Genomic DNA, 17299 nt, shown 5'->3' on the forward strand with positions numbered 1-17299 from the left:
ACGCGAGGGGCTTGTCACGGCGGACGGCGCACGCGACTATGGCGTCGTTGCGAGCGACGAGGGTGCGATCGACCGGGCGGCGACCGAAGCCTTGCGCGGCGACATGCGCACAAAGCGGGAAGAGGATAACGTGTTCAACTTCGGCCCAGGCATCGAACAATTGCGCGCATCTTGCGAAGAGCAGACCCGGCTTCCTGCGCCGACCCCGCCCGAATGGCACGAACATCATGGCTGCGAGGTGGCCGAGTGAGCAAACCTTCGAATACCGGCGCGCTCGAAGGTTTGCGCGTCGTGGAGATGGGCCAGCTTCTTGCCGGTCCGTTTTGCGGCCAGCTCCTTGGCGACATGGGTGCGGAAGTCATCAAGATTGAACCGCCCGGTGCGGGCGACCCGATGCGAGAATGGGGCCGTGGCGAAGAGAAGGTCCAGTGGGAGGTTATCGCTCGCAACAAGAAATCGGTCACCTGCAACCTGCGCGTCCCCGAAGGCCAGGAGCTTGCGCGAAAACTGATCGCGACCGCCGATATCGTGATCGAGAACTTCAAGCCCGGCACGCTGGAGCGTTGGGACCTTGCACCTGATGACCTCCTCAAGGAGGACCCACGCCTGATAATCGCGCGCATGTCCGGCTATGGTCAGGATGGGCCGTACTCGGACCGCGCGGGTTTCGGCGGGATCGGCGAGGCGATGGGCGGCTGGCGTTATGTCGTTGGCGAACCCGACCGGCCTCCTGCGCGTATGGGCATATCGATCGGCGACACCTTGTGCGCGAGCTATGGCTGCATGGGGGTGCTCGCAGCGCTTCACAACCGCAACAAAACCGGTGAGGGCCAGGTGATCGACACCGCGCTCTACGAAGCCGTGCTCCAGGTCATGGAGGGTCTTGTCGCCGAATACGATTACAGCGGTGTCATTCGCGAGCGTTCGGGTTCGATCCTGCCCGGTATCGCTCCGTCGAACGTCTACACCTGCAAGGATGGCCCGTTCATGATCGGGGCCAATAACGACGCCATCTTCAAGCGGCTCGCCGCGGCCATGGACCGACCCGACCTTGCAGAAGATCCGGATTATGCGACCCATGTCGGCCGCGGAAAGAAACAGCTCGAACTGGACGCGATCATAAACGAGTGGACCGCGCAGCACACGATTGAAGAAGTCGACGCATTGATGATCGAGCACTCGATCCCGGCAGGGCGCGTCTACACAGCGGAGGACATGATGGAAGACCCGCACTTCAGGGCGCGCAAAGCGATCGTCGAAGTCGACACCGATGGCCATGGTCCGCTCAAGATGCAGAATGCCTTCCCGCGTTTCTCGAAAACGCCATCTGGCATTCGCCGCCCGGCACCCGCCACGCCGGGCCAGCACAATGCGGAAGTCTATGGCGAGGTGCTCGGCTGGGATACGGAAACGCTCGCTGCCAAGTCCGAGGCCGGCATTATCTGATGCAGCAACCTTCGCCCGGTCCTTTCGGCGGTCGATTGCGGCCCGGCGAAAGACCGGCGCTCATGCTGATTGATATGGTCGAAGCCTATCTCGATCTCGAAAGTCCCCTCTATTGCCAAACCGCCAAGGCGGCGCTCGGTAAGGCGGCCGAGCTGCTAAAAGCGGCACGAGCAGCCTCGCGACCGGTCATCTTTACCAATGTCCGCTATGACAAAGGCGGGGCGAATGGCGGCCTGTTCTATAGAAAGGTTCCGGTGCTGAACGTGTTCGAAGAAGGGTCGCCGCTGGGCGCTTTTTCTCAGGCACAGCGGCCTCGCGATGGCGAGACCGTGAGCACACAGTAATATCCTTTCGCTTTCTTCGACAAGGGCCTTGCCGCCACGCTGAGCGAGCGCAGGATCGATACGCTCCTAATCGCAGGCTACTCGACATCGGGATGCGTACGCGCCTCCGCGCTAGACGCGCTCCAATACGGCTTTGCGCCTTTCGTGGTCCGCGACGCTTGTGCTGATCAACAGTCCGGCGTCCACGAGGCGAACCTGTCCGATCTTCAGGCGAAATATGCGGAAGTGATCGACGCTTGGGCCGCACAGGCGATCCTGTAAGCGAGGCTGAAACTGCCGACCAATTTCAAGCTGAGCCAGATGCGTGCGACCTTTCGAAAACAGACGTTTTTGCTATTTTCTTCTGAGCAGTGGTCCTTGAGAATATTTGCGCATTTTTCCGGTCGACAGATCGCCGGATCGGGTCGAAGCGTTGCGCTTACCAATGGCGGCTGAAAGGGCTTTACATGACCGCAAGCTGGCGATTGTTTAGCTTGCCGCGATAGTGCGTTTGCAATCGCACCTTGCGCTCGAGATCGTCGAGGATCGCGCCGCAGAAATCCACGCCGCACAAATCTTCGATGTAATTGAGCGCGCCGGGCGTATCGACATTCACCTCGATGAGCTTGTCGCCCACCACGTCCAATCCGGCGAGATACATGCCGTCCTCGATCAGCTTGGGCGCGCACAATTCGGCGGCGCGCAAGGCGGCTTCGCTGGGCTGCTCAAGGTCGGCCTGACCGCCTGCGGAAATGTTCGAGCGGTGATCGTCGCTGTCGTTCGATCGGCGCAGCGAGGCGTAGGTTCCATCGATCTGCAAGGGCCGTCCGTTAAGCGTGATGATCCGCAGGTCGCCATCGGCTGCTTCGGGCAGGTATTCCTGGACGATGGCATAACCGTCGCGCGTCACCGATTCGATGATTTGATTGAGGTTCTGGCGGTTCTCCTCCGTTACAATGAAGACGCCCTGACCCCCGGAACCCTGCAACGGCTTGATCACCCCCTTGCCGCCATGCTCGCCGAGAAACGCCTCGATCTCGTCCGCATCGCGGGTGATGCAGGTCGAAGGGCGCACGTCCTCGGGAAAATGCTGGAAATAGGTCTTGTTCTGCGCGTGAGTGAGGTGGCCGGGATCGTTGAGCACGATGGTTCCATGTTTTGCGGCCAACTGCGCAAACAACAGCGCGGAGGGCGGCGCCCAGGGACGCGCGGCAAGCTCATCGGCCGGGTCGCTTCGCAGCATGACCACGTCATAATCCTCAACTACGATGCGTTCGCACGGTGCTTCGTTCTGCAAATGATCGAGAAAGGATCGGTCGTCCGCGTATTCATCGATCCGTGGCAACGTGGCCTTCGCGCAGATCGTGCCGTTGGAGGCATAGATGAAATCGCCCAGGCTGATGAAGGCGAGCTCGTATCCACGCGCTGCGGCTTTGCGGGCAAGGCGGATGGTGGTGTAGTCGTCCTTTTCGGTTGCGACCTTGTTGACGACGAAGGCGAGTTTCATGCGGGTATACTTTCGGTGTAGAGTTGTTCGACGTGGAGGCGGCGCAGGTCGGCGAGGCGCTGACGACCCTCTTCGCCGGTAAAGATATCCGGCATCAGCGCGGGCGGTTTGAGAAATCCGGCATCGAGCAGGTGTTGCAGGACGGCGCGCTGTTTGAACGCGAACTTGCCGATGAACAGAAATTCGACATCGCCGCCGGCCCGCAGATAGGCGAGCACGTCGATCAGCCCGTCGAGATAGAGCGCGTCCTTCGTCATTCCGCCACCGCGCAGGGCGCGCACCGTCGTATCGAAGGCAATGTCCTCGTTCAGACTGTGCTCCTCATGCATGGCGGCAAAGATATCGGCGGCGCTGCACCCGTCTATCGCCATGCGCGCGGCGACCACGCGTGCAGCCAGAACCCGCAGGCGTGAGGGCGGCATATCGCCGCACAGATATTCAGCCAGTACCGCCAACCCTTCTTGGAGGTCGTCGTAATCGGCCAACCCGCCCTCGAGCATCGTGAGCGGCTGGAGGCTGCCGTTGAAACGGGTGACGCTATGGACACCGATTTCGTGCTGGATCAGCGGGTAGACGCGGGTTTCGGGGCATTCGTAGTCGAACGCAACATGCAGATTGCCCGCGGAGGTGAACAGGTGGGTGCCCGGAATCTTTTCCTCGACAACCGCGAAATCGAAGCGCTCGTCGCGATGGCGATAACGCTGCATTTCCTCGCGCGCAGCCGCCATGAAGTGTTGCGCGTCGACCAGCGGCGCGTCTACCCGATCCTCCACCGGGACATTTGCGAGTACTTTCTCGGCCGCCTCCAACAGACGTGCATCGACATTTCCGAACATGTCGATTGCCGCCATCGTGAAGCCGGACCGCCCGCGTAGTCGCACCAGCTGGATCTGCCGGTCGAGTTCGCGCTGCTTCTCGAGCACCAGCGCCTCGATGTCGGTGTTGCCAAGTCCGCGGACTTTCAAGCCGAGCAGTCGGTCGCGCAAGCTGTCGAAATCATCGGGCAGATCCGGATAGGCAAGCTCGGGCATGGTGCGCCAGCCGGAGTCGCGAAAGCCCGCTTCGACCGTGTCCAGATTGGTCGGCGTCAACAGCGCGAGCCAGTCGATCTCGTGGTCGATCTGCGCCAGTGCTTGATCGGTTTCGCGTGCTTCTTCGGTGAAGGTAACGGTGTCGCTCATCCCTCGAGCCTCGCCAATTGTTCGCGCGCTGCTCCCAACGCGTGCATCAGTCCGGTCCGCAGATCCTGCACCGCCCCGATATCGAGTGTGCCGGTCCATTCATTCATGAATATCTTCTTGTATTCCAAAGTGATGACGCATGCGCGATCCGGATAAATCTCGTGCAGCCATTCGGGAAAATTGCCGCCGTCGGGATAGCGGATATTCTCGGCGACCTGCGGCTTGCGACCGCGCACCGGCACACGGGTCAGGCCATTGGAAAGGGCGGACAGCACATCGCCAAACACGCCCTTGTCCAGCGTGGTCGCGCCGATATCGATGTCGGGGTTGTCCTTTTCAGGAGCCGGCGGCGCGTCGGGGCCATCGCGCATATGGTTATAGCTGTGCAGATCGAGCACGAGGATGTGTTTGTGTTGTTCGAGCAGGTCGTCGAACATCGCGCGCATCTCGGTATAAAAACGGTCGTGCAGCTTGCGCGAGTTCTCCTTCAGCAAATCCGGCAGATCGTCTTTCCAGATTTTCAGCCCCCAAGTGTCTTCCGGATCGTCGCTGATGCACTTGTCGCGCGGGCGGTTTACGTCGCATTCGAAACGCGAACGGTTCACCCGCACGACATTGTCGGCAAGATTGAGGAAGAAATCCGTCAGCGGATCTTCCTCGCGCCGCCGCCCTTCCTCGTCGATGGCGAGATGCGGCTCGAGCTCGCTGCGCACGATATGGCCGGCGTGAATGGCCGTCGCTGTTACCGGCCCGCCGGATATGACGGTGTTCCACGCAGGGCCGGCAGCTTCGAATTGGTCTTCGATAATATGCATGTCACCTTCAACGCAGCGGGCGCGCGAAAGTTCATGTTGGGCGGAAAACAGGATTGCGCGGAGCGCGATGGGGCGCATCGCCTCACCGACCTCGTCGATACTCCCGATGTCAGCTTATCCGCTCCAAAAAGGCTTCGACTTCCTCGATCATCATGTCGAAGGCGGCTTCGCCCGGATGCGGCAAGTGGCTGCGGGAAGGCAGGGTTTGCAGCTCCGCATTTGGCATGCTGGCTGCCAAGTCGGCTCCGACACTCGCCGCAATGCGCTCGTCATCGCGGCTGTGGAGCACGAGCGTCGGCGTCTGAATTTGAAACAATCGCCCTCGCACATCGATATCGCCGAAGGTGTCGATGAACCGCGCGGCATTCTCCGCCGAGGTCGTCTGACGCTGAAATTCGTTGAAGCGATCGAGCGTGGCGCTATCGGCTTCGGGAAAGAAGCTGTGCGAAAAGATCTGTCGATAGGCCGGCGAGTTGTCGCCCCATCCGTGCCGCACAAGTGTCATTTCCGCTTCGCGCCGGGCCAGCAATTCGGGATTGGTATGAAACCGCCACCCGGCGGGATATCCTCCGATGAGGACGAGCCCACTGACCTGCTCCGGGTGACGCGCGGCATATTCAATGGAGACCGAGGCGCCCTGACTGATGCCGATCAACGGAAAGCGTTCGAGCCCCAAAGCTTGGACTACGCATTCGAGATCGCTGACGAAGGCTTCGAAGCTCAGGTCCTCGACCTTCCAGTCGCTAAGACCGTTGCCCCGTTCGTCATAGCGGTAGAGGCGGTAGCGGCGCGCCAGTTCGATGGTGAAACCGGACCATGCGGGGATTTCCAGCTCCGCATCGAGATGCGTCAGCCAGTTCGCGGCCTTCAGAACCGGACGTCCTTCGCCCATCGCGGCATAGGCGATGCGCGTGCCATCTTCCGCGGTGGTGTAGCGTATGGTCTGGCGGAGCTGCGTTTCACACTTGCTTGACGGATCATCGGGCGCGCCTGTCGCTGCATTTCTTGGCTTTTCGCGCAGCGTAACCAACCATGCGGCATAGGCATCGTGCTCGCCCGTCTCTGTCGCCAGCAAAAGACGCTCGCGATCCTCGTCCGGAAAGACGAGATTGTCCACCGGGACGTCCAGCCACACCGTGGCCTGGTCGGCTCGCAGCCAGTTCTCGTCCGGTCCCAGAACCTTGCGCAGCCGCGTCAACGCCCAGCGCAGCCCCCCGCGTGGATCGGCCGCGCGTTCCCAGAACATCTCGCTGAGCCGAGAGCGATGAACGGGGCGATCTTGCAAGGCGAGATAGGCGAGAAGGGCACGAGCCTTGCGCGATTTCGGCAGCTCGATCTCTCGCCCGTCGCGCAGAACGCGCACGTCCTTGCCAATCTCGATTCGAGTCGCCACGGGGCGCTCCCTCCAACGATCACCACGCCAATACCACGCTTGGCCCGCGCAATACCACGCGCGTTCCCACGATCGCTTCCACGCGGTGCCGCGAAAAAGCCAGCATCGAAAAAGGAAAAGCAATGTCTGATAAATTCTTCGGAATAGCCATCGCGGCGATCTGCACTGCCGAAATCGTGTTCTTCATCTCGATCACACGGCTCGCCGACGCCAGCACCATGTTTGCGTAAGCCAATCCAGCAGAGGAAATTCCCATGTGCCTAGCCCATAGCAAAGTCGTCGACGAATATGCCGACCAGTCGGAGCTCCCGCCCTTCGCGGCGGGGCTCCTCGACACCATCAACAAGGCCTCGACCGCCATGTCGCTTTCCATCGGCCATCGCCTCGGTCTGTTCGACGCGATGCGGGGCGGCGACGCGCTTACTCCCGCAGAGTGGTCGCAGCGCCTCGGTCTTCAGGAGCGCTATCTCGCCGAATGGTTCGGCGCGGTTACCACCGCTGGCATCACCCATGTCGATGGCGAAGGCCGCTACAGCCTGCCGGAAGAGCATGCGCTATTCCTGGGCGAGGACGCGCCTGCCGGCAGCATGACCAGCATGATGCAATGGGTCGGCGTGCTAGCGCCGGTGGAAAGCGAAATCGTGCGCTGCTTCAGCAAGGGCGGCGGCGTGTCCTACAGCGCCTACCCACGATTTCACGATGTTATGGAGGAAGAGGGCAAGCTGACCTTCGACGCCGATGCGACACTGGTGCTGGTACCGGGTCTCGTCGAGCGTCTGGAGGAAGGGATCGATGTGCTCGATGTCGGGTGCGGTCGCGGGCGACAATTGCGCGTTTACGCCCAGCGCTTTCCGAACAGTCGCTTCACCGGATACGACCTGTCGAACGAGGCAATCACGTCGGCGCGCGAGAAGGCGGCCGATCTTCCCAATCTGCGCTTCGAGGTGCTCGATTGCATGCGGATGAGGGATAAAGACGCGTTCGACCTGATCTTCACCTTCGATGCGATCCACGATCAGCCTCACCCCCTGAAGCTGCTCGAAAACATTCGCCGCGCCATGCGGAAGGATGGCGTTTACATCGGCCAGGATATCTGGGCGCACACCGATGTCGGCGACAACCGCGATCATCCGCTCGCCCCCTTCATCTACACGATCAGCCTCATGCATTGCATGACCGTCAGCCTCGCACAGGGCGGGATCGGCCTTGGTGCGGCGTGGGGCGAGGAGAAGGCGCTGGAGCTGTTTGCGAAAGCCGGCTTCTCCGAAGTCGTCACGCACCGCCTCGAGCACGACATGCAGAACGCCTACTACGTTTGCAGGAGCTGACCCGGCTGCAAGCGCCGGCCCGGAAGGTCAATATCTCCCCTTGCGACCCGGGCCTTCCGGGCCGGTTTTTGTCCCCGAAAGTGAAACGAGCGCGCGGGCCGATACCGGTCCCGCGCCGCTTCACTCGACCCTGAAAGATCGATCATGACCGCTTATCACTGGATTTCAATCGGCCTCTTCGGCACGTTCGCGCTACTGGAAGCGCCCGCCTCCGCAAGAGCTTTTCCGCTCGTCCCGCGATGGCGGTTGAAGGGCTTTGCCTTCACCGTGCTCTATTTTGCAGTAGCGACCTTTGCGCCGCTCGCATGGGACGGTTTTCTTGGCCAGTACCAGTTACTCGATGCGACCGGTCTTCCCTTCGTCGCGCAAATCGCGCTCGGCTTCGGCGCGTTGCAACTGGGCATTTATGTCTGGCACCGCTCGATGCACAATTCCGACCTGCTCTGGCGCGTTTTCCACCAGACGCATCACAGCGCCGAGCGCGTCGATCTGTGGGGCGCGTTCTACTTCCACCCGCTCGACATGGTGGGATGGGCCTTTATCGGCAGTCTTGCGCTCATCCTTGGCGTCGGCATCAGCGGCGAAGCAGGCTTTGTCGTGGCGGTGTTCGTAACCGCATTGGCGATGTTCCAGCACTCCAATCTCAGGACGCCGCGTTGGATCGGCTTTCTGATCGTCCGGCCGGAGAGCCATGCCGTTCATCACGAGCGCGGCGTCCATGCCTTCAACTATTGCGACTTCCCGCTGATCGACATGCTTTTCGGGACGTTTCGCAATCCTCGCGAATGGACGGAAGAGGCGGGTTTCTACGACGGCGCATCAAGCAAACTCGGAGCCCTGCTGACGTTTCGCAAGCCGGTTTGAAGCCCGGAAGAGAGGATAACCGATCATGATCTCACCTACCCTTTTCCGCCTTGACGCAGCCTGCAGCCTCATCGTCGACCGCGACGGATTGCCCACCTATCTCGAGACCCCCAATCCGAGAAATATTGCGTTCTACGAGAGGCACGGCTTCGCGGTCATCGGATCGAGCAGTCACGGCAATTGCCCGCCTGTGACCTTCATGCTGCGCGAGGTAGTTCGCAAATAACTTAGCGCAAATCGCACTGGGGAATGCTCGTGCTCTTGTTTGATCGCATTTCGTCGGACCTTATCGCGGTACGTCATCTAACCTGGTTTGGACCGGACCAGAAGAACGTGGGTTTGAGCCAACGAAACCCGGTCGATCTCTGACCTGGCGGAAGTGGACCTGCGACATCATGTCTCGCAGGAGGCGCTAGCCGACGGCTTCCATGTCCTGCCGCTTGAGCGCTTTGCGCACATCATCGTCCCGTTCCATGCGCGCGCGATGCGCCTTCAGGTTCGGATAATCGTCGATTGCAAGGGGCGTTTGGTCGATCCATCGGGTGAGCACATAGAGAAACGCATCTGCGAAGCTGCGCTTGCCGAGATAGAATTCGCCGTCTGTTGAGCTCAGGTTGTCTTCGAGACGCTGATAGTGATCGCCTAGCGTTCGATATGTGGCCTGTTTCACTTCTTCTTGCGCACTTTCGCTTTCGGCAAACCGCTTCGCGGCAAAGTGCGGACCGTAGGCGGCATGTATTTCGCTGGTCATGTAGGCCAGAGCTTCTGCCTCGCGATAGCCGAGCTTCTTGTCCCGGGCGTACCCTTCTCCGCCATGCTCTGCACCAAGCCAGGCCATAATCGCCGCGAGCTCGGTCAAGACATTGCCGTCATCGAATTTGAGCGCGGGAACCTGACCCTTGGGATTGATGGCGAGGTACTCGTCCTTCTGATGATCCCCGTATGCCAGATTATGGATTTCTACCGGTGCATCGAGCCAAGCCACAGCGATGTTGCACGCAAGCGAGCACGTGCCGGGCATAGTATAGAGCGTGGTCATGAGCGTCTCCTTTAGACCCACCAATGCATCAGCCTTAGAAGAGGTCCGCACCCGAGTGCGGGCGGCGCGCTTGATTGAAGTGATCAATCTGACCTCGATCAACAGCCACGTCGTCATGCATGTCAACGAATTGACGATGGCGATGCACCGTGCGGGCACTGACGACGAACGGATTTTTCTGAAGATCACATGCGGGCGCCCGCCGCTTGAGGATTTCGCCAGCCATGCCGGCCTGCCATCGTCCCCGCCGCGACCGGGGGTTCTCGCCCGTTTGTCCGAAGGCACGATCGCCCGCCTACATCGACATTTGGTCTGGTCGACCGCGTTACCCTTACCAATTTTGCGAATGTCGCGCCCACGGCGCTTCGCCTAGCACTGCTGGTCAACGAAATCGGGCGAAGAGGTGGACGATGGATCTCGGACTGGCAGGCAAGAAAGTCATCATGAACGGCGGCGCACACGGGCTCGGCCTGGCGGCGCTCAAGACCTTCGCCGCCGAGGGCGCGGATGTCGCCTTCTTCAGCCGCAAGGACGACAAGATCGAGGCCGCGAAGTCCGAGATCGATGCCGCGGGCTCGGGCCGCGTCCATGGCGAGGTGTTCGACATGGCCGATGGCGCAGACGCCTACAAATCCTGGCTCTCGAACGCCGCCGATACGCTGGGCGGCTGCGATATCTTCGTCCACACCGCGTCGTCCTCCGGCACCGGAGGCACCGGCGACTGGCAGCAGGGGCTCGACATGGACATCATGGGCGCGGTCAACGCGCTCGAAGTGCTCACCCCCAAGCTGGAAGCGAGCGATGCGGGCTCGGTGGTCTTCATGTCCTCGACCGCGGCGCTCGAAACCTTCATCGCCCCGCAGGCCTTCAACGCCCTCAAGGCCGCGCTCATCACCTATGCTTCGCAGCTGAGCCAGGCGATGGCCGGACAGGGGATCCGGGTAAACACGGTGACGCCCGGCGCGATCGAATATCCCGGCGGCAATTGGGAGATGATCAAGGGCGGCATGCTCGAGCTCTACGAAGGCACGCTTTCGAAGATGCCGATGGGCCGGTTCGGCAATCCGCAGGAGGTGGCCAACGCGATCGTCTTCGTCGCCAGTCCAGCCTGTCCCTACATGACCGGATCGAACATCGTCGTCGATGGCGGCTTCACCCAGCGCGTCCAGTTCTAGGCCGCCGCCCCATGCTCCTCTACCAATCGGTCGGGCCCAATCCGCGGGTCGTCACCATGTATCTGGCGGAAACCGGGCAGAAGGTGCCGCGCCGCTTCGTCGATATTCTGAAGGGCGAGAACCGACAGCCGGACTATCTGGCGAAGAATCCGGTTGGCCACACCCCCGCGCTCGAACTTAGTGACGGGACGGTGATCGCGGAGAGCGTAGCGATCTGCGAATATCTCGACGATGTGAACGGCCCCAGCGACCTTCTCGGCACCGATCCCGCGACGCGCGCCCAGACGCGAATGACCACCCGTTTCGTCGATCAGCAGGTGGTGGTGCCGATGGTGATCGGCTTTCGCGGCGCCGAGGGGCTGGGCCTGTTCAAGGATCGCGTCGCCTGTTTCCCCGACGCCGCCGAGAGCATGAAGGCGCAAGGCCGCTTCGGCCTCGGCAAGCTCGAGGAAATGATCGGCGAGGGCAATTATCTGTGCGGCGATCGCTTCAGCCTCGCCGACATCCTGCTATTCGCGTTCACTGATTTCGGCGCGCAGGTCGGCCAGCCGATCCCCGATGAGAACACCCGACTAAAGGCCTGGCACGAGCGCGTCGCAGCCCGCGACAGCGCCGGTATCAGCGCCGACCCCCAGAACGGAATGGACAGCTAGGAGCGAATTCGATGGCCCTCTCCCGCGACAAATTGCTCGACATCTACAAACGCACGATGAAAGTCGCGCGGTTCGACGAGAAAATGCGCTCGCTGCTGACCAGCGGCAAGCTCGCCGTGGTCTATTACACGGTGCGCGGACAGGAGCTGGTTTCTGCGGCGATGATGGCGGCGCTGAATGACGACGACTACATCGTCACGACTTATCGCGGACAGCACGATCAGATCGCCAAGGGCGTGCCGCTCGACAAGTTGATGGCGGAAATCATCGGGCGCGAGGCGGGCACCTGCAAGGGCAAGGGCGGCTCGATGCATATCACCCATCCCGAAACCGGGGTGATGGTGACGACCGGCGTGGTCGGATCGGGTCTGCCGATCGCCAACGGGCTCGCCATGTCCTCGCAAAACCGCAAGGACGGGCGTGTGACGGTCGCCTGTTTCGGCGACGGGGCGAGCAATATCGGCGCCTTTCACGAAGCGATGAACATGGCCGCGCTCTACAAGCTGCCGGTGATCTTCTTCTGCCAGAACAATCGCTATGGCGAACACACCGCCTTTGCCGATCACACCCGCGTTGAAAACGTCGCCAGGCGCGCCGACAGCTACGGGATGAAGGGCGTTCAGGTCGACGGCAACGATGTCGAGGCGATGTACGAAGCCGCGCGCGAAGCGGTCGAGCGGGCGCGCAGCGGCGAAGGGCCGACCCTGATCGAGGCGATGTGCTACCGGATGATGGGGCATTTCTTCGGCGCCGATTTCTCCTACATGCCCGAAGAGCACCTTGCCGAGATGAAGGCGGAAGACCCGCTGCCCAAGCTGCGCCAGGCGATGCTCGATCACCAGTTCAGCGAGGACGAGCTCGACACAATCGTCGCGGAGATCGACGCCGAGATCGAGAGGGCGAGCGATTTCGCCTTCGACAGCCCGATGCCGGGCGCGGAGGAACTGCGCCGCGATGTGTTCGAGAAGGAGATCCCGGCATGAGCGAGATCACCATGACGCAGGCGCTGAACCAGGCGATCGACGAGGCGATGGCCGCCGATGAAGGCGTCATCCTGCTCGGCGAGGATGTCGGCGCGAAACAGGGCGGCGGAGTGTTCAAGGTTTCCGCCGGCCTGACCGAGAAATACGGCGAAGACCGCATTCGCGCGACCCCGATCTCCGAACAGGCGATCGTCGGCGCGGCGGTGGGCGCAGCGCTCACGGGCATGCGGCCCATCGCGGAGATCATGTTGATGAACTTCGTCGCGGTCGCGATGGACCAGATCGTCAATCACGCCGCCAAACTGCGTTTCATGTCGGGCGGGCAGACCAACGTGCCGCTCGTCATCCGCACCACCACCGGGGTCGGCGTCGGCTTCGGCGGGCAGCATTCGGACATGCTCGAAGCCTGGTTCGCGCATGTTCCGGGCATGACTGTCGTCACCCCCTCCAATGCCGCGGATGCGAAGGGCCTGATGCGCTCGGCGATCGAATACAACGATCCCGTCATCTTCATTGAGAACATCCTGTGCTACGGCCTCAAATCCGAAGATCCGGGCACGGATCACCGCGTCCCTATCGGCAAGGCGGCGGTCGCGCGCGAGGGCAGCGACTGCACGATCGTCACCTATGGCCGCACCGTGCTCGACGCGCTCGAGGTTGCGGGGCAGCTGGAAGAGGACGGCATATCGGTCGAGGTGATCGATCTGCGCACCATCGCGCCCTATGACGAAGAGACGGTGATGGCTTCGGTGCGCAAGACGGGCCGAGCCGTCATCCTGCACGAAGCGGTGCGCTCGTTCGGGACCGGCGCGGAGATCGCCGCACGCATTACCGAAGAGATGTTCGACGACCTCAAGGCGCCGGTGCAGCGGATCGGGGGCACCTTCTCCGCCGTGCCGATGGCCAATGCGCTCGAACAGGAGTGGATCCCCAAGAAAGAGGATATCGCCGCCGCCGTGCGCAAGGTCATGGACTGGAGCCGCTGATGGCAGAGGACATCAAGGTGCCCAAGCTCGGAATGAGCATCACCGAAGTGACCTTGCTCGAATGGATGTATGGCGACGGCGAGCGGGTCGAGAAGGGCGAGGTGATCTACACCGTCGAAACCGACAAATCGACGAGCGAGATCGAGGCGCAAAGCTCGGGCGTAATTCGCACGACGGGCGAGGAAGGCAAGCAATACAAGATCGGCGACGTTATCGGGTCGATCGAGTGAACGCGCCCTCGCCGGGGGAGCTTGTCCGGCTCATTTTCGCCCATGCGGGGCGCGGTGAATGGGACGTGATTGAGCCCCATTTTTCCGACGACCTCGTGATCCATGAGCCCGCCTCGCTGCCCTATGGTGGCGAATGGCGCGGGCGCGACGCTTTGCGCCGACTTTACGCCCATGTGATGGAGTACTGGGAGGATCCGGAAGTTGTCGTCGAAGCCATCACGCAAGGGGGGGACCATGCGGTCGCGGTGCTGAGCTTCGCCATGACCGCGCGCTCCACCGGGCGGCGGATCGCGACCCACGTGACCGAGGTCAGCCGCATGGAAGGCGGCAAGCTCGCCGAAATGCGCATCCACTATTTCGACACCGCCGCCCTGCTGGAAGCGCTCGGCGAGTAGCCGGAATATCCTAGCTCGAATGCGCCGCGATCGAGGCGCCGATCTCATCCTGCGTGGGATTGCGGCGTAAGGTCAGCCCGCCATTGGCCTGCAGATTTTGCCCCGTCAGGAACGTCCCCTCATCCGCCAGCCATAATACGGCATGTGCGATGTCCTCGCTCGTATTGATGCGGCCGAGCGGATATTCCTTTTCGAACGCCTCTTTGAGACCGGGCGCGGCCATGGCGTCCGCCGTCATCGGCGTGTCGGTCAAGCCCGGCGACACGGTGTTCGCCCGCAGCCCTTGCGCGCCGTACTGGTTGGCAAAGCAGCGGATCAGCGCCTCCGCCCCGGCCTTGGTGCCGATATAGGCGGCATGATCGAAGATCGGCACCTGCGTGGTGGCCGACGAGATGTTGACGATACTGCCCCCGCGCCCGCCATGCTCGGTTCCCATCACTCGCAGGGCCGCTGCGAGGAAGTGGTGAACGCCGACGAATTGCAGCGCGGTGATACGCTTCAATTCGCTGTCCTCGATTTCGGTCCAGCCTTTCATCAGGCCCCAACCGGTGCAATTGACCGCGACATCGACATGGCCACCCTTGGAACCCGCCACCTCCTTCGCCCGGTCGAACAGCGCGTCGATCGATGCCTTGTCTTCGAAGTCGCAAATTACGGGCGTTCCGCCGATCTCCCTTGCCAGTTCGCTGAGCGCATCTTCGTGCCGCCCCGCGACTACGCAATGCGCCCCGGCCTCGGTGAGGCGCCGCGCGATCGCCTGCCCCATATTGCCGCGTCCGGCGGCGCCTACGACGATGGCGGTCTTGTCCGAAAGGTCGGTCATTCAGGCGCTCCGTCCACGGCGAACCGCGCGGTAGCCACGCCGTCGGCGCCATAGACGGGTTCCTGACATTCGACGCGATATTTGCGGGTGTCGGCTTTCAGGATGTCGAAGCCCGACAGATGCGCGAGCATTTTCTGGTAGGGCGCGGCTTCGAGATGCGCTTGCAGATCCTCGGCGCTCTCCCATTCCTCGAATACATGAATGCGCCCCGCATCGTGCGGATCGAGTGTCCAGGCGTAGTGCTTGCAGCCCCGTTCGGCGAGCGCCATGTCGATCAGCGGCTTTGCCCCTTCGAGTGCGCGGTCGCGCTTCTCGGGCGCGAAATCGACCTCTCCTGCAACGACGATGGTGCTCATGCCGGCCACTCCTTGTTGATCGTGAACGTGCGGGTCGCAAAGCGCCATGCACCGTCTTCCCGAACGAGTTTATCATCGTACTGACCGAGCACGCGCTGCCTTTCGCCGTCCTGCTTCTCGAGAAATTCGTGGGTGTAGAGCCGCAGCGACGCGTCATCGCCGCTGACCTCGATGCGGCCGATCTGGCTGAAAAAAGCGACGAAGGCGAAGCCCGCCATCGCCTGCTGCCATGCGCCGAGCACAGTCTCGCGCCCCTCGATCACGGTGCCGGCGAGGTTCCATGTCGGTTCGCGCGACCAGCAGGCGATCCAGCTTTCGGCGTCGCGGCGGAACACGGCATCGGCATAGGTTTCGACGAGATTGCGAATGGCAAGTCGGTCTTCCGCCGCGCTGGTAAGGCTCAAGGCAGCTTGCCTTCGAGATATTTGTCCATCGTCTGGTGGAACTGGCGGATGCGGCCTTCCTGATAGGCGCCGAATTCGACGCGGTCGTTCACCGAGGCGATCAGACCTTCCTGGACATAGGGCAGGTTTTCCATGTCCTGATCGAACACTTCGCCGAGCGCGCCCCAATCCTTGACCGTCGCCCAAGGTTCGTCCTCGGTGAGGAAGCGCATTTCGGCGGCTTCGGGCATCGGCTCGCCTTTGGGTTTGCGCCCGAGCAGGCGCACTTCCATCAAGGTCGCGTGCTGATCGGGCCACGGGCGCCAGCGATAGCAGACATTGGGCGCGAACCCGCCCCAGGGCGAGAGGTTGGGGAAGAGGTTGTAGGTGAAGGCATCGAGCATCTCGCTGTCCGAGGCGTCCGAACTGTCATAGCCGAGCTCTTCGAGGAACTTCACGCGGTTGTTCGCCGCCATCACGCGGCGCGCGGTTTCGTTCGCTTCCAGCGTGCCCTTATCGGTGCTCGCCGCGCGTCCGCTGGTGCGGTTGAAGGCGTTCATGATGTCCTGTTCGGAAAGGCCCTGCGCTTCGAGATGCGGGCTCGGCATCCCGAACGGGGTCAGCGCCAGGTTCGCATGATCGCCCCACATCGAATAGCGCGTATTCGCATCGCCGGTATAGGGCAGGATCTGCGGATGCGTGACGATCGAATGCCACGCTTCCATAAAAGCCTCGCTGACCGCCTTCCAGTTGGCATTGATGACCTTGCCCACCCACAGCGCGGTGTAGCATTCGTCGAGCCGCCAGCGCTTGAAATTGTTGTAGACGTCGGAGGTGATGTATTCCTCGAAGGAAACCTGATCCTCGCTCTCGGTGGTGAAGATGAAACCCTGCCAGCGCTCGACGCGCAATTCAGGCAGCGTCATGTCCCTATCTTCGAGATGCTTGAAGTCCCACTGACACGGAATGTGCTTGAGGCTGCCGTCGATGTTCCAGGCGAAGGCGTGGAACGGGCATTGGAAATCCTGCGCTGCGCCGCTTTCGGTGCGCAGCTTGCGCCCGCGATGCAGACAGACATTGTGGAATGCGCGGACCGACCCGTCCTTCTGCCGTACGACGAGATAGGATCGCCCGACATTGTTATAGACCACGTAATCGCCGGGATCGGGCAGCTCTTCTTCGCGCGCGACCATCTGCCAGACATTTGGCCACATCTTCGCCTTTTCCGCCTCGAAGAATTCGGCCGAGGTGTAGCGGCTGGCGGAGACCGGCGCGGTGCCGACATCGCGCCAATTGTCTTCGCGCACTTCGGGCGGTACCTCCTTGGTGTCGAGATCGAGTATCTCATCGACGCTGATCGAGGGGCAGCGGTCATCGCGCTGCGGCTTGCGGGGGTCGTTCATCGCTTCATCCTTCTTT

23 protein-coding genes and 1 pseudogene are annotated in these 17299 nt (G+C 61.7%); 14 read left to right on the forward strand and 10 right to left on the reverse strand.

Annotated features, from left to right (window positions below; translation table 11 throughout):
* Nucleotides 1-103: 103 nt before the first annotated feature.
* From V2I30_RS11525 to V2I30_RS11540, 4 genes and pseudogenes are all read left to right on the forward strand, one after another.
* Nucleotides 104-250: a hypothetical protein gene (locus V2I30_RS11525; protein WP_330662373.1), complete on the forward strand. Its 147-nt coding sequence runs from the start codon at nucleotides 104-106 to the stop codon at nucleotides 248-250.
* Nucleotides 247-1446: a CaiB/BaiF CoA transferase family protein gene (locus V2I30_RS11530; protein ID WP_330662295.1), complete on the forward strand. Its 1200-nt coding sequence runs from the start codon at nucleotides 247-249 to the stop codon at nucleotides 1444-1446. The genes V2I30_RS11525 and V2I30_RS11530 overlap by 4 nt, the downstream gene beginning before the upstream one ends.
* A 62-nt stretch (nucleotides 1447-1508) precedes the next feature.
* Entirely contained in the window at nucleotides 1509-1790 is a 282-nt protein-coding gene (locus tag V2I30_RS11535; RefSeq protein WP_330662296.1) for a hypothetical protein, read from the forward strand.
* A gap of 21 nt (nucleotides 1791-1811) precedes the next feature.
* A pseudogene (locus V2I30_RS11540) lies at nucleotides 1812-2051 on the forward strand (isochorismatase family protein); the annotation flags it as partial.
* Between the two features lie 181 nt (nucleotides 2052-2232).
* Here the strand turns inward: V2I30_RS11540 and V2I30_RS11545 are convergent.
* The 5 genes from V2I30_RS11545 to V2I30_RS11565 form a co-directional block, all read right to left on the reverse strand.
* A complete protein-coding gene (locus tag V2I30_RS11545; protein WP_330662297.1) occupies nucleotides 2233-3276 on the reverse strand; it encodes a glutathione synthase in 1044 nt (347 codons plus the stop codon).
* The gene (locus tag V2I30_RS11550) at nucleotides 3273-4457 is read right to left on the reverse strand and encodes a tyrosine/phenylalanine carboxypeptidase domain-containing protein (protein WP_330662298.1); all 1185 of its coding nucleotides are present in this window, start codon (nucleotides 4455-4457) and stop codon (nucleotides 3273-3275) included. Before V2I30_RS11550 ends, V2I30_RS11545 begins: the two co-directional genes overlap by 4 nt.
* Nucleotides 4454-5272, reverse strand: coding sequence for an N-formylglutamate amidohydrolase (locus V2I30_RS11555; RefSeq protein WP_330662299.1), 819 nt, complete (start codon nucleotides 5270-5272; stop codon nucleotides 4454-4456). Before V2I30_RS11555 ends, V2I30_RS11550 begins: the two co-directional genes overlap by 4 nt.
* A gap of 109 nt (nucleotides 5273-5381) precedes the next feature.
* Complete coding sequence (locus V2I30_RS11560) at nucleotides 5382-6665, reverse strand: alpha/beta hydrolase (RefSeq protein ID WP_330662300.1); 1284 nt, start codon at nucleotides 6663-6665, stop codon at nucleotides 5382-5384.
* A gap of 19 nt (nucleotides 6666-6684) precedes the next feature.
* Nucleotides 6685-6921: a hypothetical protein gene (locus V2I30_RS11565; RefSeq protein WP_330662301.1), complete on the reverse strand. Its 237-nt coding sequence runs from the start codon at nucleotides 6919-6921 to the stop codon at nucleotides 6685-6687.
* Between V2I30_RS11565 and V2I30_RS11570 the strand changes: the two genes are divergently transcribed.
* The 3 genes from V2I30_RS11570 (at nucleotide 6920) to V2I30_RS11580 (ending at nucleotide 9083) form a co-directional block, all read left to right on the forward strand.
* Nucleotides 6920-7993 (forward strand): class I SAM-dependent methyltransferase, encoded by a 1074-nt coding sequence (locus V2I30_RS11570; RefSeq protein WP_330662302.1) that lies wholly within the window; start codon nucleotides 6920-6922, stop codon nucleotides 7991-7993. The genes V2I30_RS11565 and V2I30_RS11570 overlap by 2 nt on opposite strands.
* Before the next feature lie 144 nt (nucleotides 7994-8137).
* Nucleotides 8138-8857 (forward strand): sterol desaturase family protein, encoded by a 720-nt coding sequence (locus V2I30_RS11575; RefSeq protein WP_330662303.1) that lies wholly within the window; start codon nucleotides 8138-8140, stop codon nucleotides 8855-8857.
* 25 nt (nucleotides 8858-8882) lie between these two features.
* A complete protein-coding gene (locus V2I30_RS11580; RefSeq protein ID WP_330662304.1) occupies nucleotides 8883-9083 on the forward strand; it encodes a hypothetical protein in 201 nt (66 codons plus the stop codon).
* 186 nt (nucleotides 9084-9269) lie between these two features.
* Here V2I30_RS11580 and V2I30_RS11585 read toward each other — a convergent pair whose 3' ends face one another.
* Nucleotides 9270-9896: a glutathione S-transferase family protein gene (locus V2I30_RS11585; protein ID WP_330662305.1), complete on the reverse strand. Its 627-nt coding sequence runs from the start codon at nucleotides 9894-9896 to the stop codon at nucleotides 9270-9272.
* Here V2I30_RS11585 and V2I30_RS11590 point away from each other — a divergent pair.
* Genes V2I30_RS11590 through V2I30_RS11620 form a run of 7 tightly spaced genes read left to right on the forward strand, consistent with a single transcriptional unit; the run spans nucleotide 9895 to nucleotide 14318 of the window.
* On the forward strand, nucleotides 9895-10269 hold the full coding sequence (locus V2I30_RS11590) for a hypothetical protein (RefSeq protein ID WP_330662306.1): 375 nt from the start codon (nucleotides 9895-9897) through the stop codon (nucleotides 10267-10269). The genes V2I30_RS11585 and V2I30_RS11590 overlap by 2 nt on opposite strands.
* Nucleotides 10270-10306: 37 nt before the next feature.
* Nucleotides 10307-11071, forward strand: a complete 765-nt coding sequence (locus tag V2I30_RS11595) for an SDR family NAD(P)-dependent oxidoreductase (protein ID WP_330662307.1) — start codon at nucleotides 10307-10309, stop codon at nucleotides 11069-11071.
* 11 nt (nucleotides 11072-11082) lie between these two features.
* Nucleotides 11083-11724, forward strand: a complete 642-nt coding sequence (locus tag V2I30_RS11600; RefSeq protein ID WP_330662308.1) for a glutathione S-transferase family protein — start codon at nucleotides 11083-11085, stop codon at nucleotides 11722-11724.
* 11 nt (nucleotides 11725-11735) lie between these two features.
* Nucleotides 11736-12707, forward strand: coding sequence for a thiamine pyrophosphate-dependent dehydrogenase E1 component subunit alpha (locus tag V2I30_RS11605; RefSeq protein ID WP_330662309.1), 972 nt, complete (start codon nucleotides 11736-11738; stop codon nucleotides 12705-12707).
* On the forward strand, nucleotides 12704-13693 hold the full coding sequence (locus tag V2I30_RS11610; RefSeq protein ID WP_330662310.1) for an alpha-ketoacid dehydrogenase subunit beta: 990 nt from the start codon (nucleotides 12704-12706) through the stop codon (nucleotides 13691-13693). The genes V2I30_RS11605 and V2I30_RS11610 overlap by 4 nt, the downstream gene beginning before the upstream one ends.
* Complete coding sequence (locus tag V2I30_RS11615; protein WP_330662311.1) at nucleotides 13693-13923, forward strand: biotin/lipoyl-containing protein; 231 nt, start codon at nucleotides 13693-13695, stop codon at nucleotides 13921-13923. Before V2I30_RS11610 ends, V2I30_RS11615 begins: the two co-directional genes overlap by 1 nt.
* Nucleotides 13920-14318 carry a nuclear transport factor 2 family protein gene (locus V2I30_RS11620; protein WP_330662312.1) on the forward strand — a complete coding sequence of 133 codons (399 nt, stop codon included), beginning with the start codon at nucleotides 13920-13922 and terminating at the stop codon, nucleotides 14316-14318. Before V2I30_RS11615 ends, V2I30_RS11620 begins: the two co-directional genes overlap by 4 nt.
* Nucleotides 14319-14328: 10 nt before the next feature.
* Here the strand turns inward: V2I30_RS11620 and V2I30_RS11625 are convergent, their stop codons facing one another.
* From V2I30_RS11625 to V2I30_RS11640, 4 genes are read right to left on the reverse strand one after another with little or no spacing between them, the layout of a single operon-like run.
* Complete coding sequence (locus V2I30_RS11625) at nucleotides 14329-15141, reverse strand: SDR family NAD(P)-dependent oxidoreductase (protein WP_330662313.1); 813 nt, start codon at nucleotides 15139-15141, stop codon at nucleotides 14329-14331.
* Complete coding sequence (locus tag V2I30_RS11630; RefSeq protein WP_330662314.1) at nucleotides 15138-15497, reverse strand: putative quinol monooxygenase; 360 nt, start codon at nucleotides 15495-15497, stop codon at nucleotides 15138-15140. Before V2I30_RS11630 ends, V2I30_RS11625 begins: the two co-directional genes overlap by 4 nt.
* The gene (locus tag V2I30_RS11635; protein WP_330662315.1) at nucleotides 15494-15901 is read right to left on the reverse strand and encodes a nuclear transport factor 2 family protein; all 408 of its coding nucleotides are present in this window, start codon (nucleotides 15899-15901) and stop codon (nucleotides 15494-15496) included. Before V2I30_RS11635 ends, V2I30_RS11630 begins: the two co-directional genes overlap by 4 nt.
* Nucleotides 15898-17283: an aromatic ring-hydroxylating oxygenase subunit alpha gene (locus tag V2I30_RS11640; RefSeq protein WP_330662316.1), complete on the reverse strand. Its 1386-nt coding sequence runs from the start codon at nucleotides 17281-17283 to the stop codon at nucleotides 15898-15900. Before V2I30_RS11640 ends, V2I30_RS11635 begins: the two co-directional genes overlap by 4 nt.
* Nucleotides 17284-17299 lie beyond the last annotated feature (16 nt).

This window comes from Erythrobacter sp. (assembly GCF_036351135.1).
In the GTDB taxonomy this organism is placed as follows: domain Bacteria; phylum Pseudomonadota; class Alphaproteobacteria; order Sphingomonadales; family Sphingomonadaceae; genus Erythrobacter.

Excerpts from the sequence above, each read along its gene's own strand:
- V2I30_RS11545 (WP_330662297.1), bottom strand. The coding sequence starts at position 3,276 with ATGAAACTCGCCTTCGTCGTCAACAAGGTCGCAACCGAAAAGGACGAC.
- V2I30_RS11585 (WP_330662305.1), bottom strand. The coding sequence starts at position 9,896 with ATGACCACGCTCTATACTATGCCCGGCACGTGCTCGCTTGCGTGCAAC.
- V2I30_RS11610 (WP_330662310.1), top strand. The coding sequence starts at position 12,704 with ATGAGCGAGATCACCATGACGCAGGCGCTGAACCAGGCGATCGACGAG.
- V2I30_RS11600 (WP_330662308.1), top strand. The coding sequence starts at position 11,083 with ATGCTCCTCTACCAATCGGTCGGGCCCAATCCGCGGGTCGTCACCATG.
- V2I30_RS11625 (WP_330662313.1), bottom strand. The coding sequence starts at position 15,141 with ATGACCGACCTTTCGGACAAGACCGCCATCGTCGTAGGCGCCGCCGGA.
- V2I30_RS11595 (WP_330662307.1), top strand. The coding sequence starts at position 10,307 with ATGGATCTCGGACTGGCAGGCAAGAAAGTCATCATGAACGGCGGCGCA.
- V2I30_RS11605 (WP_330662309.1), top strand. The coding sequence starts at position 11,736 with ATGGCCCTCTCCCGCGACAAATTGCTCGACATCTACAAACGCACGATG.
- V2I30_RS11535 (WP_330662296.1), top strand. The coding sequence starts at position 1,509 with ATGCTGATTGATATGGTCGAAGCCTATCTCGATCTCGAAAGTCCCCTC.
- V2I30_RS11590 (WP_330662306.1), top strand. The coding sequence starts at position 9,895 with ATGAGCGTCTCCTTTAGACCCACCAATGCATCAGCCTTAGAAGAGGTC.
- V2I30_RS11550 (WP_330662298.1), bottom strand. The coding sequence starts at position 4,457 with ATGAGCGACACCGTTACCTTCACCGAAGAAGCACGCGAAACCGATCAA.
- V2I30_RS11630 (WP_330662314.1), bottom strand. The coding sequence starts at position 15,497 with ATGAGCACCATCGTCGTTGCAGGAGAGGTCGATTTCGCGCCCGAGAAG.
- V2I30_RS11565 (WP_330662301.1), bottom strand. The coding sequence starts at position 6,921 with ATGGGAATTTCCTCTGCTGGATTGGCTTACGCAAACATGGTGCTGGCG.
- V2I30_RS11525 (WP_330662373.1), top strand. The coding sequence starts at position 104 with ATGCGCACAAAGCGGGAAGAGGATAACGTGTTCAACTTCGGCCCAGGC.
- V2I30_RS11570 (WP_330662302.1), top strand. The coding sequence starts at position 6,920 with ATGTGCCTAGCCCATAGCAAAGTCGTCGACGAATATGCCGACCAGTCG.
- V2I30_RS11555 (WP_330662299.1), bottom strand. The coding sequence starts at position 5,272 with ATGCATATTATCGAAGACCAATTCGAAGCTGCCGGCCCTGCGTGGAAC.
- V2I30_RS11640 (WP_330662316.1), bottom strand. The coding sequence starts at position 17,283 with ATGAACGACCCCCGCAAGCCGCAGCGCGATGACCGCTGCCCCTCGATC.
- V2I30_RS11615 (WP_330662311.1), top strand. The coding sequence starts at position 13,693 with ATGGCAGAGGACATCAAGGTGCCCAAGCTCGGAATGAGCATCACCGAA.
- V2I30_RS11580 (WP_330662304.1), top strand. The coding sequence starts at position 8,883 with ATGATCTCACCTACCCTTTTCCGCCTTGACGCAGCCTGCAGCCTCATC.
- V2I30_RS11575 (WP_330662303.1), top strand. The coding sequence starts at position 8,138 with ATGACCGCTTATCACTGGATTTCAATCGGCCTCTTCGGCACGTTCGCG.